Below are 20,442 nucleotides of genomic sequence, written 5' to 3'. Positions count from 1 at the left end.
ACGCCATGCACGTCATATCCCTCTCCCCTGTAGACCTGTCCATTTCAGCGCTTCTGGTGATCGCTCTTGCCCTCCTCTCGATCCCCATGAAGCTGCATCTCTCACGGCAGTTGCTCTTCGCCGGAAGTCGAACGGTGCTGCAGCTTTCCCTGGTCGGCATGGTGCTGAAAGCGCTCTTTGATTACATGCACCCGGCAGGCCTCGCAGCGGTCGCTGCGGTGATGGTCGGGGCTGCGGGTGTTGAAATCATGCGGCGACAGAAACGCCGGTTTACGGGGGCATGGAGCATCGGGGTGGGGACCCTTTCCATGTTCATTTCATCCTTTTGCGTCACGATACTGGCTCTGACAGTGGTCATCGATATCCGTCCCTGGTACCATCCTCAATATGCCGTCCCGCTGCTGGGCATGATTCTCGGCAACACGATGAGCGGCATCGCCGTCGGTCTCGACCGTCTGACCGCCGTCGCCTGGGACCAGAGGACGATCATCGAGGCGCGCCTGACCCTGGGGCACCGATGGTCCGAGGCCATTGAGGAGATCCGGCGGGAGAGTATCCGCAGCGGATTGATCCCCATCATCAATTCCATGAGCGTTGTCGGTCTTGTCAGCCTTCCCGGAATGATGACGGGCCAGATTCTTTCGGGAACCCTCCCGATGGAAGCGGTCAAATACCAGATCCTGATCATGTTCCTGATCGCCGGCGGAACGGGATTCGGCACGATTCTGGCGGTAACCCTCGGGGCGCGGCGCCTCTTTGACGACCGCGAACGGCTGCGCCTTGACCGTCTGCGGTCCTGAATCTGCAATCCGGAATGGATCGGGGCCGCACCTCTTGATGAAATCGTGTTTATACTTAATTTACATCATGGTATTATTTGAAAAGTTGTCATGGCAGGTTGTCAATCGCTTTAGAGGGAGTAACACCAAATGGCCGAGACTGATTACTACAAAGAACTGGGGGTCAATCGAAACGCCTCCGATGATGAAATTAAAAAGGCTTACCGGAAGCTGGCGATGAAATATCATCCGGACCATACCAAGGGCGACAAGGCCGCGGAGGAAAAGTTCAAGAAAATCAGCGAGGCCTACGCCGTCCTCAGCGACAAGGAAAAGCGAAAACAGTACGATACCTATGGCTCGACTGATTTCCATCAACGGTTTTCCCAGGAGGATATCTTCCGGGGATTCGATTTTTCGAGCATTTTCGAGGATCTGGGATTTGGCGGTCAGAGCTTTTCCTTCATGGGGGGGCGGGGTGGCGGCAGGCGCTTCTCGTTTAGTGGCGGTTCGCCTTTCGGCGCGGGGTCCGGCCCCCAGCCATCGGCCAAAGGATCGGACCTGGTTTACGAACTTCCCCTCACCCTTCGGGAGGTGGCCTCCGGGACGAGCAAAACCGTAAGTTTTCAGCACGGCGGTCGGAGCGAACAACTCACCGTAAAGATCCCCAAGGGAATGATCACCGGAAAAAAGCTTCGGATACCGGGAAAGGGCGACCCCAGCCCTTACGGCGGCCCTTCCGGGGACCTTTTTATCAAATCCAAGGTCGTCGAGGATCCGGTTTTCACCAGCGAAGGCCATGACATCCATGTCGTCAGAGAGATTCGACTGACCGATGCCCTGCTGGGTACGACCGTATCCGTGCCCACCCTTGAAGGCGGTGAACTCAGCCTGAGAATCCCTCCGGGTACGCGGCACAAAACCAAAATGCGACTCGCCGACAAAGGACTGCCGGCCATGAGGGGGTCCCATCGGGGAAATCTCTATGTCACCGTCCATGTAGAGATGCCCTCACATCTGACGGCCGAACAGAAAGCATTGGTGGAAAAGCTGAGGGAGACCGGCATCTGAGAAATCCCAAAAGAATTGACAAATTCCTATTCTTTAAGTTATTCCTCGTCGACAGGGCGATGCACTGTAATCCCTGTTTTTTCCAACCACAGGCCGACCGCGATACAAAGATCGGCGGGACATTAATGCTCGCCGGTCGATTGTCAGGCAGCCATCGGGCTGTTGATGCCAACCTGGAACAATTTGGAACGCATTGAATATTATGCCGGAATTTATCCCTGTTTTAACCCGTGAGCGGATCGAAGAACTCGTCGTCGGCGTCGCCGGAAAAATCTGCGACGATTACAAGGGTCGTGACCTCGTTCTCGTCGGTGTCTTGAAAGGGGCTTTCATTTTTCTGTCAGACCTCTGTCGCCACATGACGATTCCCGTCCAGATCGATTTCGTCGAGGCCTCCAGTTACGGCGCTGAAACCTCGTCTTCCGGTAATATTAAATTGAATAAGGATATCGAGCTTGATATCGAAGGGAAAAATGTCCTGATCGTCGAAGACATCGTCGATACGGGTTTGACGCTTTCCTATCTTGTAGAGCACATCAAGGGCTTCGGTGCAAAGACCGTGAAGATCTGCGCCCTGATCGACAAACGTGAACGGCGAGAAACCGATATCCTCGTGGATTATGCCTGCTGCGTGGTCAATGCGGGGTTTCTGGTCGGATACGGACTTGACTACGCCGAAAATTACAGAGAGTTGCCGGGAATTTTTCATCTTAAATTTTAGCAAACACTTCCAGGGGGAGGGTATGATCATAACCTGTGACTACTGCGACGCCCAATTTGATCCGGATCATTATCCTGAACAGCTTGTCGATTCGAAAATTCGATGTATCCGCTGTAACGCCGTCCTGGAAGTCCCCGGGCCGCTCATCGAGCAGCATTCCGAAAAATCCCCCACCGCCCGATCCGCTACCCGGAATCCCGATATTTCCGAGAAGGAAGCCAGATCCTCGCGAACCAACATGCCGGGGAAAAAACAAAAGAAAAAAAAGATGTCCAGGTCTCCCGAACTCGGGCGTCCCGACCCTGGCGCCAATGACCGTCTCCTGAGCGGGAAGGGATCCGGCGTCGTCATCGGCGGCCTTCCGGGAACAGAAGACGGTTCCGGCTTATCGCTTGGGGGAGAAGCGCGCCCGAAAGCCGATGGAATGACGGATGAAAAGACCGAAATGTTCAGCCTGGACGACCTTGACGATACGGATGTCAGGAATGGTGCCGATGCTGAAAAGGAGCTGCTTTTCGATTTCGATCTGGAGCACATGGGAATTGACGCCGATACCGCATTGCCTTTCGAGTTGGACGACCGGATCGACGCTGTTGACAGGGACGGCTTATTGGATCTGTTTATGGACGTGGATCTCATGAAAACCATCGATAAAGGCTCGGGCAGAAGACTTTCGGAAGATGATGAACTGCATCTGGACATCGATGACGAGGATCTCGACGCTGATGAAGATGGTTTGGGGCGGCCGGCCATGGATTTTCGAAACCTGGAAAAGGCGCTTCAAGACGCGGCGGATGATATCGAAGAAGATGCGTCTTTCGACGATACGGGGCTGGGTTTGGACGAGAACCTCCTTCTGGATCTGGATCTGGATTTCGACGACGAAGAACATGATCCGGCAACGGTCATGGTCGATGACGGTGAAGCGATGCGGAAGCCGGACGACATATCGGAGGAAGAATCGGAGGATGTGGGACTGGGTTTGGACGAGAACCTCCTTCTGGATCTGGATCTGGATCTGGATTTTGACGACGAAGAACCTGGGCCGGCAGCAGTTCCGGCCGACGGCGAGGAGGATGATCCCGCTGTGGATCCGGTTCTGGATACAGACCTGTCGAACAAAGGCCTGGATCCGGATGAACAATTGATTTTGGACCTGGATTTCGATGAAGCCGGGACCGGAAATTTTCCGGCGTCATCGGTGTTGTCCGGCACAACAAGCGACCCCATCGAATTGACCGTCGATATGAACGACGACCATGACCGATCTTCAACCGACATCGCTTCAGATGATGCGGGAGACTTTTCCCTGGAATTGGACCTTGACCTGGCCGATGAGGATTCCCCGCTTTCCGGGCAGGACGAAGGTTCGTTCACGGAAGGGCCGGTCGCGGCGGACATCCTCGTGGACGAGGAAGAAGACGTTCCCGTGGAATTGACGCTCGATTCGGCGGATGCGAACGACCGGACTCCGGGGTCGGAAGAGAATGTGCCCGAAGGAGATCTTTCCGCGACGGACATCGCCGTGGATGATGAGGCGGACTTTTCCCTGGAACTGGACCTTGACCTGGCCGATGAGGCTTCCCCGCTTTCCGGGCAGGACGAAGATTCGTTCACGGAAGGGCCGGTCGCGGCGGACACCCTCGTGGACGAGGAAGAAGACGTTCCCGTGGAATTGACGCTCGAGTCGGCGGATGCGGACGACCGGATTCCGGGGTCGGATGAGAATGTGCCCGCGGGAGATCCTGCCGCGACGGATATTGCCTTGGATGAGGAGGGCGAGTTCTCTCTGGAGCTGGATTTTGAAGAAGCGGATAATGCTTCTGCGGATAATGCTTCTATGGATCAAGCGCCTGCTGAATCCGTTCTCCCGTCTGTGAAAGACGAAGACGATATCCTCGAAGTGTTGGGGGGTGACTTGGAATTCAATGAAGAATTCCTGTTCAATATGGATCCGGAAAAATTCAAAGAGGCGCCCGATGCACTGGCGACCACGACAAATCCGGCGAATCATGAAAACGGCGATGTCGACATCGCTTTCGACCTTAAAACACCATCTTCAACATTTGAAGACACGCTTCGGCATTCCGATGTCCCAGAGGCGAAACACCCTTCGCCGGCGGTTGGTGCGCGCATCGATGAAGCGGTTGATCGGGATGACGATTTCATTGACGCTTTTGACATGGGGATTCCAACGGATGAGTTTGAGGAACTGAAAGAAAAACGGAGTGATCGAAACGCGACTGAAAAAACCGCCATAGATCATAACGGCTTCGCTGTCGCCGATGATGATGGGTTGATGGGCCGCCCGCGTAAGAGGATGCCTGTCCTGATCCTGTTGTCGATGCTTTTGGGCGCTCTATTGTTCGGTGCCTATTCTTTCGGACTGTTTAAAAGCGACAATGCCAAAAACATATTGTACAACATTCCGCTTCTGAAAGACTATTTGCCTGCGCCGAACGATCGTGCCGGCGAGATTGTCACCCTGGCGCATACGATTCAAGAGCGATTTGTTGAAAATCAATGGGTGGGAACGCTGTTTGTCGTCAGCGGCAGTGTCCAGAACGGATACGCTATGCCTCGGAGCCACATTCAGGTGACCGGCAGGCTGTTTTCTTCCGGAAAAGAGCCCGCCGGCGTCGAGACCGTCTATTGCGGCAACACCTTGACGGACGCAGAATTGAATTCGCTGCCGCCGAATGAACTCAAGGCCCGGCTTGGCAACAAGGCCGGCGCGCAGAACAGCAACATCGATGTCCCATCCGGGGAAATACTGCCGTATATGATTGTTTTTGATAATTTACCCGAAACTCTGGAGGAGTTCACCATTGCGGTAAAAGAATCGGTTCCCGCCGACGGATAAAAAACTGTGTTTTTCTTCTTGACTTTATCTTTGCCGCCTGCTAAATACTACCGCGCTTTTGGACGATCCCCAAAAGCAACATCCGCAAAGGTATGTAGCGGATTATCCTTTCCAAATCTATTCCTTGGCTTCCTGAACGGCGATGTAGCTCAGTTGGTTAGAGCATACGGCTCATATCCGTAGTGTCCGGGGTTCAAATCCCTGCATCGCCACCACTACGCCAAAAGATGCCTGTGATTTCAAGATCATAGACATTCTTGTTTGTGGCCAGCGTCTTGCCTTACACACAAAGCTTATCCCCTTTTTACACACTTTTAAGGGGCGATAAGCTTATGGGAGGTGAGACGTTATGGCGCGTTATCTCGTCAGGAATCGTCACTCATATTGTTTCCGGTACAGAATCCCAGCAGACCTCCAGAGTATCATAGGCAGAAAAGAGATACGGTACAGCCTCAGGACAGGCCGCATCGGTGTTGCCAAGGTGATGGCTCAGGAGCTCGCCTTGAAGATCCGGCGGTTGGTCAGAGAATTGAGAAGAAAGGAGAGGGTGCACATGGATAAAATTCAGATTAACCGCCTCATCGCTGGGTGGATCCGTGATACCCTGGCCGAAGAGGAAGCCACCCGGACGCTCACTGAGAGGCCACTCAATGAGGACTTCCTCGATGAACGGTATGAGGCCTTAGATTCAGTCCAGACCCTGCACAGGGAGGCCTTAGGGAAGCTACAGCATGTCCAGGCTATGGAGCATCGAGTGGACCTTATTCTGAAAGAACACGGCATAGAAATAGACAAGGATTCCGAGGCTTACCGGGAGCTTTGCCGGGGTATGCTGAAAGCTTCCATCAAGGTCCTTGAAGTTGAAAAGGAGCGCACTTTCGGCAGATACGACAGTACAGACGAGGAGGTGGTCGAGGAAATCTGTGGTTTATCCTCAAGGGAGGTCACAGGAGAAGCCTTGAGGAGGCAGAGCCTCTTAGTGAATCTTAAGCCTCCTACCATGAAACCATCGATAACCCTCCGTGGTCTGATCGATGAATACCAGGACGAAAGAGTGAAGGCCGGTCGCTGGACTGATAGCACCGTCAGGAACTATACCCCATATTTCAACGCTCTGACCCGGTACCTGGGTGAGGACACTCCGGTGAGGACCATCTGTCGGCAGCAGATGCTCAATTTCAAGAAGCTGCTGGAGAGCCTTCCGGCTGGCTTTGGTAGGCTTAAGGAATACCAAAACCTTAACAACGAGGATTTACCACCTGTGAATCCTGAAACCTCATTACTCGATATGACAACCGTCCGGTCGTACCTTCTGACAGCGGAGGCGGTATTCAGGCACGGCGTAAGGCTCGGGTACATGGATCTCAATCCAGCTGAAGGGCTTAAGCCACCCAAGAAGAAGAAGGCACGGGATCAGCGTGAGGTGTTCTCAGAGGAGGACCTCACGCTGATCTTCAGATACCCTGATGTAGCCACAATGAAGCCTTTCCAGTTTTGGTTGCCTATCCTGGGGTTATATACCGGGTGTCGCCTGGAGGAACTATGCCAGCTATACACCGAGGACGTTTATCAGGTTGATGGTGTATGGGTGCTGGACATCAATGACAATAAGGACAAGAAGATTAAGAATGAATCTTCAGCCAGGCTCGTTCCCCTTCACCCGGTGCTGCTGCAATACAACCTTGATTTTCCTGGATTTGTGCAAAAGCCAGCTGATGGACGAAAACGTGTTTTCCAAGAGCTGAAGAAGCAGTCCGGATCTTACGGGCATTATGCTTCCAGATGGTTTGGATCTTACCGAAAGAAGGTCATCGGGATTGATTCCCCGAAGAAGGTGTTCCATTCGTTCAGGCACACTATGACCGACCACCTGTATAAGAACATGGTCCCTGAGAGTGTTATCGAGGAGCTGACCGGGAGAGCTGGGAAGACACAGACCTCCCGGCGTTATGCTAAGGGATATAGGGTGAAGGATCTATTTGAAGTGATGGCTGAGAAGCTGAACTATCAGTTGGATCTGAGCCATCTCAAGGACGGTAGATGGACAGGCAAGGACTGAGATTAAGCTTTCCGGATATCGTCGTATTTTCCCTTGTGTTTCCTGAGAATGGCCTTGATGTCTTGGAGGACATCTCGCAGTTTAGCTTCAACGTCTCGGAGATGATATGCAGTTTCGATTGGAAGAGCATTGCGGTTGAGTGAGCAGCTGAACGTTAAGGATGAAAGCTGCTTATTGTCCAAGGTTACGTCGAACAAATGCTTGGGGGTCTGGATACCTTCGTAAACATCGATACTGATTTTATCCATGTTGTTATTGTTTCTCCTTTTTCTTATTGTTGTTTGTTATTTGTTGTCTGCAATTATCTATAATTGTTCCACGTGGAACATTCCCTCCTATAACCCATTAAGGGTGGTGAATCATCAATGATACCGGGGGTTTACAAGTGAGATTCTGACCAGGAATGCGCTACGCGAATCTTTTCCAGACAGGTGGGGGATTATGCGCTGTGATGCACTGTGATGCGCGGAGGAGACACGCAGGAGATGTGGTCAGGAGTGATTGTGGAGACTATCTCAGGGATTCGGCTGAGGGCATCCTGGAGGGTCCTGCCGGAGTTGTGAGGGCCTTCTCCAGGGGCCATCCGAGTATGTTCAGACGTGTCTGGAGGGTTTTAGGCTTCAATCCAAATTTGCGCGCCATATCTGCCTGGCATAATATTTCGCCGTCGAATGGGTCCGTAATCCAGACCGTGATGATACGATTAAGAACATTCTCTCGCGCAGAAACCCATCGGCAGTTCCACGGAGTGTAGCCTTGATCGCCGTCGATCCGATCGAGGTGTATTTCATTAAGACCGCCCTCCGGACGTGGTCCCATGTCTTCAATGAAAGCAGCGAAACTCCGTCGCCACCGCGAACAGCAACGTATCCCATCGAGCCCGTAGGCCGCGAAGTCTGGATTAGAAGGATCAGTCGTACGCCGGATCATGTAGTACCACACCTGGTATTCTCTTGGAAAGCGTGCCTGAAGGCCATATAGAGGGACCTCAGACTTTGACTTTGTCTCGGAGACTCTGTCCTTTTGGTAACATCCGCACGAGGATGTGTTTCCACGCCGCAGATTCCTCCCTCGGACAACCACTTCATTTCCACAAAGACATTTGCATTTCCAGTAAGCACTTGTGTCCTTCAATCCATCAGGCTTCTCCGCCCTGGCGATCACAGTAAGTCGGCCAAATGTCTGTCCTGTTAAATCCTTTAATGCTGCCATAGTTTATCTTATCCTTTCTTAAGCGTAAGGAAGACCGTTGAGACACCATTAAGGAATCTTCAGGCCTTCTAATTGATTATTGTTTGTGTTTATTGATAGTTAACTACATGTTAGAATTTATGATGAAATCCTTGTTCGAGCCGGGCCGAAGGCACGGTGAGTTTTCATCTTATGGGTAAGCGTGGGCGAACATCTCAATGCTGATTTATCCATAAAACCTTTCCGCGAAGCGGGATTGTAGACACCAAGGAAAATATCCAAGGAAACTGCACCTTAGCTTCTCCCGGACTCCAGCCTTTGGTGTCTAATCCCCCACCGGAGGTGTGCGAACATAATTTCAACAACGATGTCATCATTATCCCGAGCGAACGCGAGGGCTCGTAACTGTCGGATGACACTGTGTTGACTTTGGCCTTGCTGCCCCTGCTTACTTTTTGTATTTGAAGAATCTTCAACAATTTTATTGTTCACCAACGTTCACCTGAATGATGCCTGTCTCCCTTCGCTATCGCTCAGGTCGGTCATTGAGTGCATCCAACAGCTAAAATCAAAGCTAACTAAAAAGCTAAACTAAAAGGCCAAAATTAAAGTTCACAATAAGTCTACCCCCTTCCGGGTCACTAATGCGAACCCGCGCCAGTCAAGGGTTTGCGAGGAAAAAAAAGACGATTTGGGAGCAAAAATCTCCCAACTCTGTAAACCCTTATGAATAGCGGATTCATAAAGCTCGTCCTTGCAAACCCTTGGTAACCGGGGGTTCATAATGGTGCTCTCTTTGAACTCTCTTAATTCAGACCTCCATCTGCATGGTTCTTTCGGCGTGCTCTTGATTAGCTTAATGTCAGCTTTCAGTCGTCTTTTGGATTAGCTTAGAGGTCAGCTTTCAGTCGTCTTTTGGATTAGCTTAATGTCAGCTTTCAGTCGTCTTTTGGATTAGCTTAGAGGTTAACTTTTCAGTTTTCATATACCGAGTGACGCTCGTAAACCGCTGATTTTACTGAGGTTTTCTTCCTGTTTGCGCAGGTAGCCAGCGCAAGCCCGGTTACCAAGACCTCATGGGGTATAACCATATGTGAAGCCTTGATAACCGGGGGTTTGCAATGGTTAGCTTATTTTAGATTTCAGGAACTCACCGCTGAGCCATCGATGCAGCAACCCTCTCATTCGGCTTGAGGGCAGATAAAGAGTGACCGACTTGTTCTCTCTGATTCTGGATCTCCAGACCCACTGGATCAGGACCGACAATGCGTACTGCTCCTCATCGATCTTAACACCGTGAAAATCAAAGAACCGGGTGATCTCCGGCTTGAGGTGGACATTGCAACAATAAGCAAGGTTGAACCTCGTTCTGTACTTGTTGGTCGCTTTGGCGTTAAACGCAAGGTGAGCGCTGGTGTCCTTATTCGAACTCATGTACCCATTGCCTTCAAGCGGCCTCACGAACTTCGAATAGGTAGCCCACAGTCTGGAACGAGCGCCACCTTTTGTCTTGTGCTTAAAATAGTTGCCGAGATTCTTCCTCAGCAGATCAATCACCGCCGGTGTCTGCCGCTGATACCAACTCAAGGACAGCGCCCCAGGTTCATCCCCGACGCAGTTCAGGCGGTCATCCTCGGGGATAAGATCGATCAGACCGGAAATCATCTCCAGGGCATTCATCTCTGTGTCTCTTCCGTCCACACCGGGGACAAGCTTAAAGCCAGCATCTCGTGAACCTTGGACATCAAAGTATTCGTACTTCACTCCAAACAGGTCATAATAAGCCTTCTGGATCTGACCTTCGAACATGTACGTCATGCAATAAATATCCCTGAACGTCTCGAAGATCTCATGCGGGAACAACCACAGCATCGCCTTTCCATTTGCTAAAACCAAACGATCCATCTCTGCGAGATCAACGTAGTACCTGAAGGCAGATACGTCCTTCATCGTTGAACCCGGCATGAGCTTCCTGATTGACCCTTGGTAGATCGGATCATCCTCATCGATCCTCAGCACATCGTGCCCCATCATCGCCTTGAAATCGGCCTCTGGGACATCCAGCGGCTCAAGCACAGACATGACCTCATCCAAGATCAGCGTGTAGCCTCGGAGCTTGATCAGATCCAAGGCTTCTCGGTCAACCCTGGAGAAAAGCTTGTGGGTGCTGGCAATGTTCCTGCCTTCAACGAGAAGCGCCTTCAGGCTGTCGGATTTGTTCTGTCTCTTACCCCTAACAATGTGGACTTCCGGTTGAGCGAACTTGCTGGCCTTGCACTCAGGGATGATCCGATCCTTGATCTCATCCAAGAACGGCGTGATGTAGATGAATGGGTTGTCCTCCGAAGCATTCTCGTTCATATGCTGGATTGCCCAGGACGTTTTGCCTTTGCCCATAATTGCGTCAATAACTTTTACGGTTACTTTTGTCATATTTCTAACTCCTTTCTTAAACAAAAAAAAGAGGGCACCCTCTCAATAAGAAGGCACCCCCTGGTTTAATCAATTACTACTTATTCTACTTCCGCCCGTTCCTCTCGAAGTTGCCCACGACATACTCCACGACCCCAGCCCTTGGAAGAGAATTGAATTCGATGTCTTCTGCAATCACCAGCGCCTCCTCCCAGAGATACTTCAGAATGGACGGATCCTGCTTGAATCTGACGAGAGGGCGAACCTGACGCTCATATATCGGGAGATCATCTTCATCGATTCCTGCGGATCTCAGAGCTACATATACCTCGGCGGCGGCGATCAGCCGGTTGGCGTAGGATTGGCTGATGCTGAGTTCCTTGCACGTCTCCCCCCATCTGGGTAGCGGTCCTTGCTCCGCACAAGGGAACTCAGTAAGGAGTGCCTCCTTCAGGTGAGACAGCGCCTGGCCTACCTGCACAAACCAGGGTGGTTCATATTCAATGATGAATTCGTCTTCGTCTTCGTCGTTGATGGTGCAGGCTTTTATGGCGCCTTCCCCTGCATTCTTAATAAGATAATCGATGATCATTTGCTGATTCATGAGCTTACTTCTCAGTTCACGATTCTCTACAACAAGACGCTCAATAAAACTCTCGAAAGAGGTATTCTTCGCAGGGATCTTTAAGGCGTCGAGAAACATATTTTTCATTTTGTTTAGTACCTTTCTATTTGATGTTCGTGTTAGGATTTGGTTACTGCATCGGCGTGTCTGTCGGATCGATATCAGCCAGCAACTCTTCATCACGTAATGCCGCCCAGATCGAGATGACATAAAAGAGCAAGTTTGCCGTAACTTTCAGCGGCAGGATTCCCCGCGCTGTCATCAGTAGACTATCCCTGTCAAGAGTCATTAATTCGCGGAGTGCGTCTACAACCTCGATCGGAACGGCATCCTCGGCGAATTTACCAGGGTGCATGTACAGCGCGCTGTTCTTATTCTTGAGGTGCCTCTCAGTGGCCTCAAGTGGGTTGAAGCCGAGCTTTGAGATTATCGACTTGGTGAACTCTTCCTTGCGAGGTGCCCATCTGGTGGTGTCGTTATTGTTATTGTTATTGCTGGTGGTGATGTTTTTCTTCATTGGTCTTAATGCTCCTTATTGTTAATGAGGTAGCCCTGCATGTTCAATAAAACTCTCGAAAGAGGTATTCTTCGCAGGGGGGATCTGGAATTCGTGGGTAGGTAAATTTTTGGTGCCCATGGGCACCGATTTTAGATTGTCCATGGGTCGGATCTGGCGTTCGTGGGTAGGTAAATTTTTGATGCCCATGGGCATCGATTTTAGATTGTCTATGGTGGCCTGGAGTTCAGGGTTAGCGTTGAGGGTGGTGGTAGCCATTGGGCGGATCTGAGATTCATGCGTTGGAAAATTCACACCAGTTGGTGTGGATTTTAAATTGTCGAACGCCACCTTGGCTTGCATAACCCGAGACGCTTGCTGCTGGCTGATCTGGGATTCTCGCTGCACGTTATATCTCAGTGCAGTTCTTTGTACCTATAATGAGGGAAAATAAGAAGATGAATGAATTTAAGAACATAGCTAACATGAGGTAGCCCTGCATGTTCAATAAAAAAAAGGCAGGGATAACGTATTGGACTACGTTAACCCCCACCCTTATTTGTTGTTGTTGTTTTATACTACTTCTATTTCATATCACCGCAAGAGGCGAAGCCTCCTCAAGAGGCGAAGCCTCATCCACCCAGGGCGGCTTCACGAAAATCGTAATTGACACAAAGATCTGTTTTACATCGCATTATCTTTGTAACCGCGCCGCCTTTACAGGCAAGGCATCTTTTTAGAATTTCTTCCTTGGTTTTAAGCTTCATCGACTGAGGCTTACCTCGCTCCTCCGTAGGGGTTCTCTTTAGATCGGACATGCTTCGCTCTCCTTTTCTTAGAACTTGTTCTTAAGTTTATGATTTTCGGCTAACTCAGGAAAAACCGAGAGATCGCTGTTCAGGAGGCGGATATAGACGCTTGTACGGTACATCTTGCTGCACGTGGTTAGATGCTCGAAAACCTCTTTCATCGGAAGACCCAGGTGTTTCTCGCCAAATGCCGTGGCGTTCTTTTCGACATCGCTAATGGCGTTCTGAAAGATCTGCTTGGTTGCGCTGGCATTGATGCCTAAAGCTTTGGAGGCAGATTCAAGCGTCCGGTCAGCCTTTGTCCCATCCTCATTTATCGCTGCGTTGATCAAACTCACGATCGTGTTATCTGCAATCCCGGACCCCAAGCGCTGGTAGACAGCATTGAGATTTTGCCTGGAGTTCCCCGCGAGGTCAACTTCGAGCGTCTTCTGCGGAGGCTGTGGAGAAGCTTCTCTGCTGGCAGTCGGATCAACCACACTGCCGTTGGAATCTTTGTGTACAAGGCCTACCTGGAGAGCAGTTTTGAGCGTACACTGCGTGCCTTGTACCGTAACAATGACCTCGTTATCGGAATATTTGCTCAGATCGGAGACAGGTGTTCCCCATTTTGTCTTTGCAGTTGACAGGATGTCTCCTTGAAGGTTGGACGCGAGTGAGGCGCCGTTGTACGTTTGGAGCCCTTTACCGAAACTTACCTTGCCATCGGCGGAAACCTCGGCTGAGACACCAATCATGCTGGGGAAGGGCCGGTCATCATCAACTTGGGTGTCATTGATGTTATTTGCTTGGATTTCAAGCGCTCCGCCGGAGAGACGATTGAGGTTCATGCTGTAAGAATTGCCTTTGCCAGTCTTATAGACGTTGTTGTTGTTGTCGTTGGACATTGTTTGTGCTTTCCTTTCTCTTAATGAGTTAGAGTTTGAGTTTGATTATTAGTTAAAAGTTTTCAATCTTCAATCTTGGCTGTCTGTCTTGCGGCCTTGAGACGCGCAGCTGTAGCGGCCTTCTGCTCATCGGTCATCTCCCTCGTGTGACTGGGATCTCTACCGAAGCGGAATGGATGAAGCGGACAAATCTGGTGGCTACACCGGCTAACCTCATCAGGGCTAAAACCGAGGCATTCGAGGCAGTGCAATCTGATGGCCTTGCCGAGGGTGAGCTCACGTTCTTCAATCTTATTGTCTGGGCCGGTGATACAGGTATGGATGACGCTCATATGCTTATTTGTTCCTGTTATGGTAGGTGGTTGACGCTCAGGAAGAGACGATCTCCTGGGAGGGAAGGTAGGGTACGGGAGGGAAAAGATCGTGGATTCTGGAGGCTCTCAGTTGATATCTGATGTGCTCTTAGAGGGAAGGCTGAAGAATCTTAGGTTGGGGAGGCATGGCCTCTTGGGGTTTAGGAAGCTTCGCTTCTTTGGCTTGAGGTTCACTTTTATGCTTCGTGGCCATTCGCTTATCGACTGGAGTCATAAGGGCTTTCTCCAGGGGCCACCCGAGTCTGTTCAGACGTGCCTGGAGGGTTACAGGCTTCAATCCAAATTTGCGCGCCATATCCTTCTGACATAAAAATTCACCGTCCAGTGGGTCTTGCAACCAGACCGTGCTTGTTCTGTTAAGCATATTCTCTCTTTGACTCACCCATTTACAGTTCCAGGGTGCATACGGGCCGTCGCCATCCGTACGATCAAGATGGATTTCACCAAGACCCCCCTTCGGGCGTGGCCCCATGTCTTCAAGGAAATTTTTGAAACTGCGCCGCCACCGAGGACAGCATCTAATACCTTCGAGTCCGTAGGTCGCGAAGTCTCCATTACCAGGATTAGTCGTGCGATCAACCATACGGTACCACACAGTGTACTCTTTAGGAAATTGCGCACAGAGGCCATATAGAGGGACCTCAGACTTTGACTTTGTCTCGGAGGTTCTATCCTTTTGGTAACAGCCACACGAGGATGTGTTTCCACGCCGCAAATCCCCCCCATTAACAACCACTTCCCTTCCACATTCACAGCGGCACCGCCAGTAAGCATTTGTGTTTTTCAATCCCTCAGGCCTCTCCGCTCTGGCAATTACAGTAAGGCGGCCATATACGTTCCCTGTTTCGTCTTTTAATGCTGGCATAATTTATCTCTCTCTCCTTTCTTTCTTTGAAATCTCTTATTTCAGGTCCATCTCCTGAACCTTTTGAAACCTAATGGCTCCTTCGATCTCTCTCCCTACTGACCGTGCAACATTGATCAGGAATTTACTTAAATTCTCATAAATATATGCCCCAACCTTGCGACGGGGGATGCCCCTCCCCTTTAATCTACTTGGTTTAGCATACCAGAGCAGAACATGCCCCATGAGATGGATTCTGTGATTATGATCCCTGACGTTTGGTCCGCCTTCATTACGATCACAGTACAAATGAAGGCCAGCCATCCTGATCAAGAGAGGCTCCAAATCCCTGATGCCGTTCTTATTTAATAGCCGTGAATCTCCGATAGACATAATAAATTCGGGTGCCGGTACAGGAAAGAGGTTAGCCGGGAGTTCACCTGACGCTACACGTTTGGACGTCTCGATGTATTCATTAAGGAAGTTTAAAGCGGCATTGACGGATACATGCTGCCGGTTTTTTATAATAACCTTGGTTACCTCAAGGATCTCGGTTTTGTAATAACTAAGGGGAACGAAGGCGGCCTCGGGATGGCCCCAGTACTGCTTTTTTAAAGCGTGTTTTTGACAATATTGGGAAATCTCAAAGCGTTCTGCTCCGCAACCTGGGATTGAACACTGACCTCCTCCGTATTTTTCACGGAGGTGTTGCCATAGAGGTGAAACCATTGTGATGCCTCCTGTTATTTTATGATGGATTTTATGATGGATGAGGTTTGTCTGTTTGTGAACATGAATTTTGATTTTAGGTTAAGATGACTACAATTCAAACGCATGCATGAATGTTACAATTTTGTAAGACAATGATAGGTTTGGCCTATCATCAGGTATCATAATCTGACAAAATTGTAATGTTCACTTCATGTTCACTTCCTGGGTATCTACCGGGCTTCATCACAGTGCTCTCTGATATCACCCTCAGGTTAAATCAGGTCCCATCTGTGAATCCACCAGGTAGGCCAGGAAGAGCCACTGGATGCGCTACTCAAAACACAACAGTGGCTCAAACTCTTAACTCAATATTATTCGAGAGGCAGAGACATTGGATCATATTTATCCGACCATTCCGAATTTCTTTCAATCTCCTCGAACTCTGCAAGGAGATTGGCATCTTCTTCTGAAGGCGTGGCGCTAATCGCAGCATTGACAGCAGCCTGACGCTTGAATTGCTCGATCTCTTTAAGGATTCCTGCGCTCTGCTTCAGGAAGCCTACGATCTCACGGAGCAAAGACCCATTGAATTTGGCATCCCCTGCCTTGGCTTGTTTAACTGCGGTCTGACAAAGATCAACGGTGTTGAAATAAAGGTCGAATACCTTTTCACGTTCTGCATCAACATCCACGTCTTGGATGCTAACCTTTTGTTTACTCTGTGGCTGCTTCTTCTTTGATGAGGCCATTGTTATTGTCATTCTCCTTTCTCTCCGTTTTTCTCTCCGTTTTTCTCTTCATTCTCATTTTGCGATCGTACCTGTAGTACGAACGTTTGTCGAAATCGAACTGATCTGTGCTCCGGTTGGCGGCAGCAAAAAGCTTACTTTTCTCAATATTCAGCGCTTCAATAACGTCTGTTGCATCCGGAAGCTTCTCCAGGTGCTCTTTGTAGCACTCGAACGCTCGCATCAGGATAACTGAGGTACTCGTCCTGATTGATAAGTTTTCACCGATGAGCCTGTGGCATGCATCGAGGGTGGCTGATGGGGTTTTTGTCAAAGAGAAAGTTATTCGCCGAGAAGGACCTTTTTCCAGGCGGGCCTGAAGTTGGACCTTGGTTCTGTATTCTGGCATTTGTGTTACTCCTTTTTGAGGAGGCTGTGCCTCTTGAGGAGGCTGTGCCTCTTGAGGAGGCTGTGCCTCTTGAGGAGGCTGTGCCTCTTGAGGGTTATTTTATTGGTAAACTTATTGGGTAACTTATTGGTTTTTATGCATGTTCGAAAAGGGGGGTAGCCAAGGTGGGCTGGAAGAGGACCCACCCTGACTACCTGATCGATAGAAAGAGAAAGGAGAAGCAAATATATATGCTAAAACCAAGGATAACTTGGGTGAAGCCTAAGGTTATCTTTTAGTTAACTAAGAGTTATCTTTAATGTTAACTAAGAGATGTTTTATTTATTGATAAAAATAAAAGAGAAAACTAAGAGGTTAACTTAATGTTTAACTTTCAGTTTAACTTTCAGTTTAACTTTCAGTTTAACTTAATGTTTAACTTACCCCCCTAAAGTCCCCCCTTTGCATTGATTATATCCTATACTGAGGGGTATCTAAAATATGGTAAAATCAACTGTTTACAAGGAAGCGTAGCTTCTCCAAGGAAGGTTCTAATCGGAATCAATCAACATGGAAGCTACATTACAGCTTCACCAGCTGATGCCAGTCTCAGCATCTCCTTCGGAGCTGCCTCGGTCAATCCCCAAGGGCATCTAAGAAAGCTTCACGAAAGCTTCAGCAAGCTTCACGAAAGCTTCAGCAAGCTGCTGATGTCTGTCTCCCTATAGAAGGGTATGTCCTCAAAAAGATCGTCGGTTCTGTGGCAGCTGAGAGCTTCACGAAAGCTTCACGAAAGCTTCACGAAAGCTTCACGAAAGCTTCAGCAAGCTGCTGAGAGAGCTTCACGGAGGAGGCTTCGCCTCTTGAGGAGGCTTCGCCTCTTGAGGAGGCTTCGCCTCTTGAGGAGGCTTCGCCTCTTGAGGAGGCTTCGCCTCTTGAGGAGGCTTCGCCTCTTGAGGAGGCTTCGCCTCTTGAGGAGGCTTCGCCTCTTGAGGAGGCTTCGCCTCTTGGAGCTGCTGGTGTCTACCTTGACTGTCTGCCTTGACTGTCTGCCTTTAGAATAGGCAGCAGATATTAACATATTGGAATTACTAAATTCGTGCCAATATGGGATAGTTGGACGGTGAAACAGGAATTCAGAATTAAATCAAGAAGATAACATTAACGTCTGATAATAGGCCTTATGTTAACTAATAAGCTAACTAACAATAAACATTAAGTAAACATATCTCCAGGTCAAACAAAAAGAGGTGAGGCTTCTGACATGAAATCGAATGCCTGGACATTAAAACAAAGAGATCGTCGCTTGATGGTGCTCTCAGTAATCCGGATATGTCTATTAATGAGGATGGCTGGTTGGTATAACGTAGGTTATTCGTGGCTTACAGAAGCGATAAGCAGCTTGCTGCTCTTGCGGTGGAGGCAGTTTCGCCTCTTGAGGAGGCAGTTTCGCCTCTTGAGGTTGGCGGTCAGTGGTTCACCTGTCCTGGCATCTCAGCTGCCTGGGTAGACACCAAGGACCCTCTCCAAGGAAGCGCCAGCGCTTCTCCAAGGATCACCCCCCTCCTTAATAGATGCAGGTGAGCGCAACGCATGCACGAGATGCGCCAGCGCTTCTCCAAGGAAGCGCAGCTTCTCCAAGGATCACCCCCCTCCTTAATAGATGCAGGTGAGCGCAACGCATGCACGAGATGCGCCAGCGCTTCTCCAAGGATCACCCCCCTCCTTAATAGATGCAGGTGAGCGCAACGCATGCACGAGATGCGCCAGCGCTTCTCCAAGGAAGCGCAGCTTCTCCAAGGATCGCCCCCCTCCTTAATAGATGCAGGTGAGCGCAACGCATGCACGAGATGCGCCAGCGCTGAGAGATGCGCAGCTTCCTAGGCTTGTGTGGTTCCTGCAAGAGCGAGGGGTATCCCCCCGGCAGCAAGAGCCGCGTATGTACGAGATCTCGCGAGCACGACCACCCCCACCGGGGGGAATTCTTTCCGCCCCCCTACGATATACCCTTTCAGATTTTTGCGCCAAAATGGAAGTTAGCCTGGAGGTTAGCCTGGAGGTTAGCCTGGAGGTTAGCCTGGAGGTTAGCCTGGAGGTTAGCCTGGAAGTTCGCCTCTTGAGGAGGCTTCGCCTCTTGACATTCAGGCCAATTTAACTTACACACTTTTCAGGCATATTTCTTACACACATTAAATAAAGGCATGACGGTCGGAAGCGACGAACAGCAAGGATTTAAAGCGCTTAGCTACAAGTAAGGTTCAAGTCCTCAAGTCCCTGCATCGCCACCAACCCTCCTTCCAACAGCGTCCAACACCATCCCAAAAGGCTTGAGAAATCAGGTTCTTTCATTTTTTTATTGTCCGGTACAATCCAACAGTATTAACCCGGCAATTAAAGATATAAAAAAATTGAAGAATATGCTATAGAGTGTGCATGGAAAAAATTGATGCACGCAAACTTGCGCCGGAAGTACAGCAACAGCTTCGAAATCAGGCAATTCGTCTTCGCAAATCCGGAAGGACATACAAAGAGATTTCCGAAATTATTGGCGTCCATTTTACGACTATTTGTGGATGGTGCAAAAGGTATGAACGCGAGGGAGCAAAAGCGATCCAGATAAAAAAGCGTGGTCGACCCTATGGGGGTTGCCGAACTCTGACTCCGGACCAGGAAAAAGAGGTCCGGAAGACAATTTACGATAAATGTCCGGATCAGCTCAAACTGCCTTTCGCTCTCTGGACTCGCATCGCGGTCCAACAACTGATCAAAGAACGATTTTCCGTCGATATGCCAATACGAACCGTCGGCGAATACCTGAAACGATGGGGTTTTACACCACAGAAACCGCTTAGGCGAGCTTACAAGCAGAACCCCAAGGCTGTCAAAAAATGGCTTAAAGAGGAGTATCCTGCCATTGAAAAAAGAGCCCGGTCGGAAAACGCCGAAATCCACTGGGGGGATGAAACCGGCCTCTGTAATGACAGTTATCATGGCAGAAGCTATGCGCCTCGGGGCCAGACGCCGGCCATATCTCTTCACCCCAGATGCGAACGGGTCAATCTGATTTCCACCGTTACGAATCAAGGCAAGGTCCGTTTCATGGTGTATGAGAATAGAATGAATTCAGAAACATTGATCAAATTCATGGAGCGTCTCATAAAGGATGCAGACAGAAAAGTATATCTGATCCTCGACAATCTGAAAGTCCATCACAGCGATGTAGTCCGGGATTGGCTATCAGAACACAAGGTACGGATTGAAGTGTTCTTTTTGCCGTCTTATTCCCCTGAGCTGAATCCGGATGAATACCTCAACTGTGATCTCAAGGCCGGCGTCCATTCAGGCGTGCCGGCAAGAACTAAAAAGCAGTTGAAGAAAAAAGCGATATCACACTTGCGGAAGCTTCAAAAACTGCCGAATCGAGTGATGAAGTACTTCAAGGATCCTAAAATTCACTATGCAGTATGTTCGGTTTTTTAATTGC

Annotated in this window: 16 protein-coding genes and 1 tRNA gene; 8 read left to right on the top strand and 9 right to left on the bottom strand. The window is 49.7% G+C overall.

The window, feature by feature from the left end:
• Window positions 1-5 precede the first annotated feature (5 nt).
• The 6 genes from dmul_RS18740 (at window position 6) to dmul_RS18715 (ending at window position 7,493) form a co-directional block, all read left to right on the top strand.
• On the top strand, window positions 6-800 hold the full coding sequence (locus tag dmul_RS18740) for an ABC transporter permease (RefSeq protein ID WP_020877334.1): 795 nt from the start codon (window positions 6-8) through the stop codon (window positions 798-800).
• A gap of 129 nt (window positions 801-929) precedes the next feature.
• Window positions 930-1,850 (top strand): DnaJ C-terminal domain-containing protein, encoded by a 921-nt coding sequence (locus dmul_RS18735; RefSeq protein WP_020877335.1) that lies wholly within the window; start codon window positions 930-932, stop codon window positions 1,848-1,850.
• A 202-nt stretch (window positions 1,851-2,052) separates the two neighbouring features.
• Window positions 2,053-2,571 carry a hypoxanthine phosphoribosyltransferase gene (gene hpt / locus dmul_RS18730; protein ID WP_020877336.1) on the top strand — a complete coding sequence of 173 codons (519 nt, stop codon included), beginning with the start codon at window positions 2,053-2,055 and terminating at the stop codon, window positions 2,569-2,571.
• A 22-nt stretch (window positions 2,572-2,593) separates the two neighbouring features.
• Complete coding sequence (locus dmul_RS18725; protein WP_020877337.1) at window positions 2,594-5,434, top strand: midas domain-containing protein; 2,841 nt, start codon at window positions 2,594-2,596, stop codon at window positions 5,432-5,434.
• Between the two features lie 138 nt (window positions 5,435-5,572).
• Window positions 5,573-5,649, top strand: a tRNA-Met gene (locus dmul_RS18720).
• A gap of 134 nt (window positions 5,650-5,783) precedes the next feature.
• On the top strand, window positions 5,784-7,493 hold the full coding sequence (locus dmul_RS18715; protein WP_020877338.1) for a site-specific integrase: 1,710 nt from the start codon (window positions 5,784-5,786) through the stop codon (window positions 7,491-7,493).
• A gap of 2 nt (window positions 7,494-7,495) precedes the next feature.
• On the opposite strand, the gene dmul_RS18710 is transcribed toward dmul_RS18715, so the two are convergent.
• From dmul_RS18710 to dmul_RS20390, 9 genes are all read right to left on the bottom strand, one after another.
• Window positions 7,496-7,741, bottom strand: a complete 246-nt coding sequence (locus tag dmul_RS18710; RefSeq protein ID WP_020877339.1) for a hypothetical protein — start codon at window positions 7,739-7,741, stop codon at window positions 7,496-7,498.
• Between the two features lie 2,068 nt (window positions 7,742-9,809).
• Entirely contained in the window at window positions 9,810-11,117 is a 1,308-nt protein-coding gene (locus dmul_RS18700; RefSeq protein ID WP_020877341.1) for a hypothetical protein, read from the bottom strand.
• A gap of 85 nt (window positions 11,118-11,202) precedes the next feature.
• The gene (locus tag dmul_RS18695) at window positions 11,203-11,808 is read right to left on the bottom strand and encodes a hypothetical protein (RefSeq protein ID WP_020877342.1); all 606 of its coding nucleotides are present in this window, start codon (window positions 11,806-11,808) and stop codon (window positions 11,203-11,205) included.
• A gap of 43 nt (window positions 11,809-11,851) precedes the next feature.
• A complete protein-coding gene (locus tag dmul_RS18690; protein ID WP_020877343.1) occupies window positions 11,852-12,238 on the bottom strand; it encodes a hypothetical protein in 387 nt (128 codons plus the stop codon).
• Between the two features lie 21 nt (window positions 12,239-12,259).
• Entirely contained in the window at window positions 12,260-12,625 is a 366-nt protein-coding gene (locus dmul_RS18685) for a hypothetical protein (RefSeq protein ID WP_040415324.1), read from the bottom strand.
• Window positions 12,626-13,052: 427 nt separating this feature from the next.
• Window positions 13,053-13,913, bottom strand: coding sequence for a hypothetical protein (locus tag dmul_RS18675; RefSeq protein ID WP_020877346.1), 861 nt, complete (start codon window positions 13,911-13,913; stop codon window positions 13,053-13,055).
• 1,275 nt (window positions 13,914-15,188) lie between these two features.
• Complete coding sequence (locus dmul_RS18655; RefSeq protein WP_020877349.1) at window positions 15,189-15,860, bottom strand: hypothetical protein; 672 nt, start codon at window positions 15,858-15,860, stop codon at window positions 15,189-15,191.
• A gap of 353 nt (window positions 15,861-16,213) precedes the next feature.
• A complete protein-coding gene (locus tag dmul_RS18650; RefSeq protein WP_040415327.1) occupies window positions 16,214-16,591 on the bottom strand; it encodes a hypothetical protein in 378 nt (125 codons plus the stop codon).
• Entirely contained in the window at window positions 16,557-16,979 is a 423-nt protein-coding gene (locus tag dmul_RS20390) for a hypothetical protein (protein WP_020877351.1), read from the bottom strand. Before dmul_RS20390 ends, dmul_RS18650 begins: the two co-directional genes overlap by 35 nt.
• Before the next feature lie 713 nt (window positions 16,980-17,692).
• Here dmul_RS20390 and dmul_RS20385 point away from each other — a divergent pair.
• A complete protein-coding gene (locus dmul_RS20385; RefSeq protein WP_152495394.1) occupies window positions 17,693-18,022 on the top strand; it encodes a hypothetical protein in 330 nt (109 codons plus the stop codon).
• 1,369 nt (window positions 18,023-19,391) lie between these two features.
• On the top strand, window positions 19,392-20,438 hold the full coding sequence (locus dmul_RS18630) for an IS630 family transposase (RefSeq protein WP_070962397.1): 1,047 nt from the start codon (window positions 19,392-19,394) through the stop codon (window positions 20,436-20,438).
• Window positions 20,439-20,442 lie beyond the last annotated feature (4 nt).

The sequence above is a fragment of the Desulfococcus multivorans genome, from assembly GCF_001854245.1.
GTDB lineage: Bacteria > Desulfobacterota > Desulfobacteria > Desulfobacterales > Desulfococcaceae > Desulfococcus > Desulfococcus multivorans.
The sequence above is the reverse complement of the archived record's forward strand: the minus strand, read 5'-3'. Positions and strand labels throughout refer to the sequence as shown.

What these genes read in the sequence shown, in the direction of transcription:
- dmul_RS18740 (WP_020877334.1), top strand. Translation starts at nt 6, where the DNA reads ATGCACGTCATATCCCTCTCCCCTGTAGACCTGTCCATTTCAGCGCTT.
- dmul_RS18735 (WP_020877335.1), top strand. Translation starts at nt 930, where the DNA reads ATGGCCGAGACTGATTACTACAAAGAACTGGGGGTCAATCGAAACGCC.
- hpt (WP_020877336.1), top strand. Translation starts at nt 2,053, where the DNA reads ATGCCGGAATTTATCCCTGTTTTAACCCGTGAGCGGATCGAAGAACTC.
- dmul_RS18725 (WP_020877337.1), top strand. Translation starts at nt 2,594, where the DNA reads ATGATCATAACCTGTGACTACTGCGACGCCCAATTTGATCCGGATCAT.
- dmul_RS18715 (WP_020877338.1), top strand. Translation starts at nt 5,784, where the DNA reads ATGGCGCGTTATCTCGTCAGGAATCGTCACTCATATTGTTTCCGGTAC.
- dmul_RS18710 (WP_020877339.1), bottom strand. Translation starts at nt 7,741, where the DNA reads ATGGATAAAATCAGTATCGATGTTTACGAAGGTATCCAGACCCCCAAG.
- dmul_RS18700 (WP_020877341.1), bottom strand. Translation starts at nt 11,117, where the DNA reads ATGACAAAAGTAACCGTAAAAGTTATTGACGCAATTATGGGCAAAGGC.
- dmul_RS18695 (WP_020877342.1), bottom strand. Translation starts at nt 11,808, where the DNA reads ATGAAAAATATGTTTCTCGACGCCTTAAAGATCCCTGCGAAGAATACC.
- dmul_RS18690 (WP_020877343.1), bottom strand. Translation starts at nt 12,238, where the DNA reads ATGAAGAAAAACATCACCACCAGCAATAACAATAACAATAACGACACC.
- dmul_RS18675 (WP_020877346.1), bottom strand. Translation starts at nt 13,913, where the DNA reads ATGTCCAACGACAACAACAACAACGTCTATAAGACTGGCAAAGGCAAT.
- dmul_RS18655 (WP_020877349.1), bottom strand. Translation starts at nt 15,860, where the DNA reads ATGGTTTCACCTCTATGGCAACACCTCCGTGAAAAATACGGAGGAGGT.
- dmul_RS18650 (WP_040415327.1), bottom strand. Translation starts at nt 16,591, where the DNA reads ATGGCCTCATCAAAGAAGAAGCAGCCACAGAGTAAACAAAAGGTTAGC.
- dmul_RS20390 (WP_020877351.1), bottom strand. Translation starts at nt 16,979, where the DNA reads ATGCCAGAATACAGAACCAAGGTCCAACTTCAGGCCCGCCTGGAAAAA.
- dmul_RS20385 (WP_152495394.1), top strand. Translation starts at nt 17,693, where the DNA reads ATGTCCTCAAAAAGATCGTCGGTTCTGTGGCAGCTGAGAGCTTCACGA.
- dmul_RS18630 (WP_070962397.1), top strand. Translation starts at nt 19,392, where the DNA reads ATGGAAAAAATTGATGCACGCAAACTTGCGCCGGAAGTACAGCAACAG.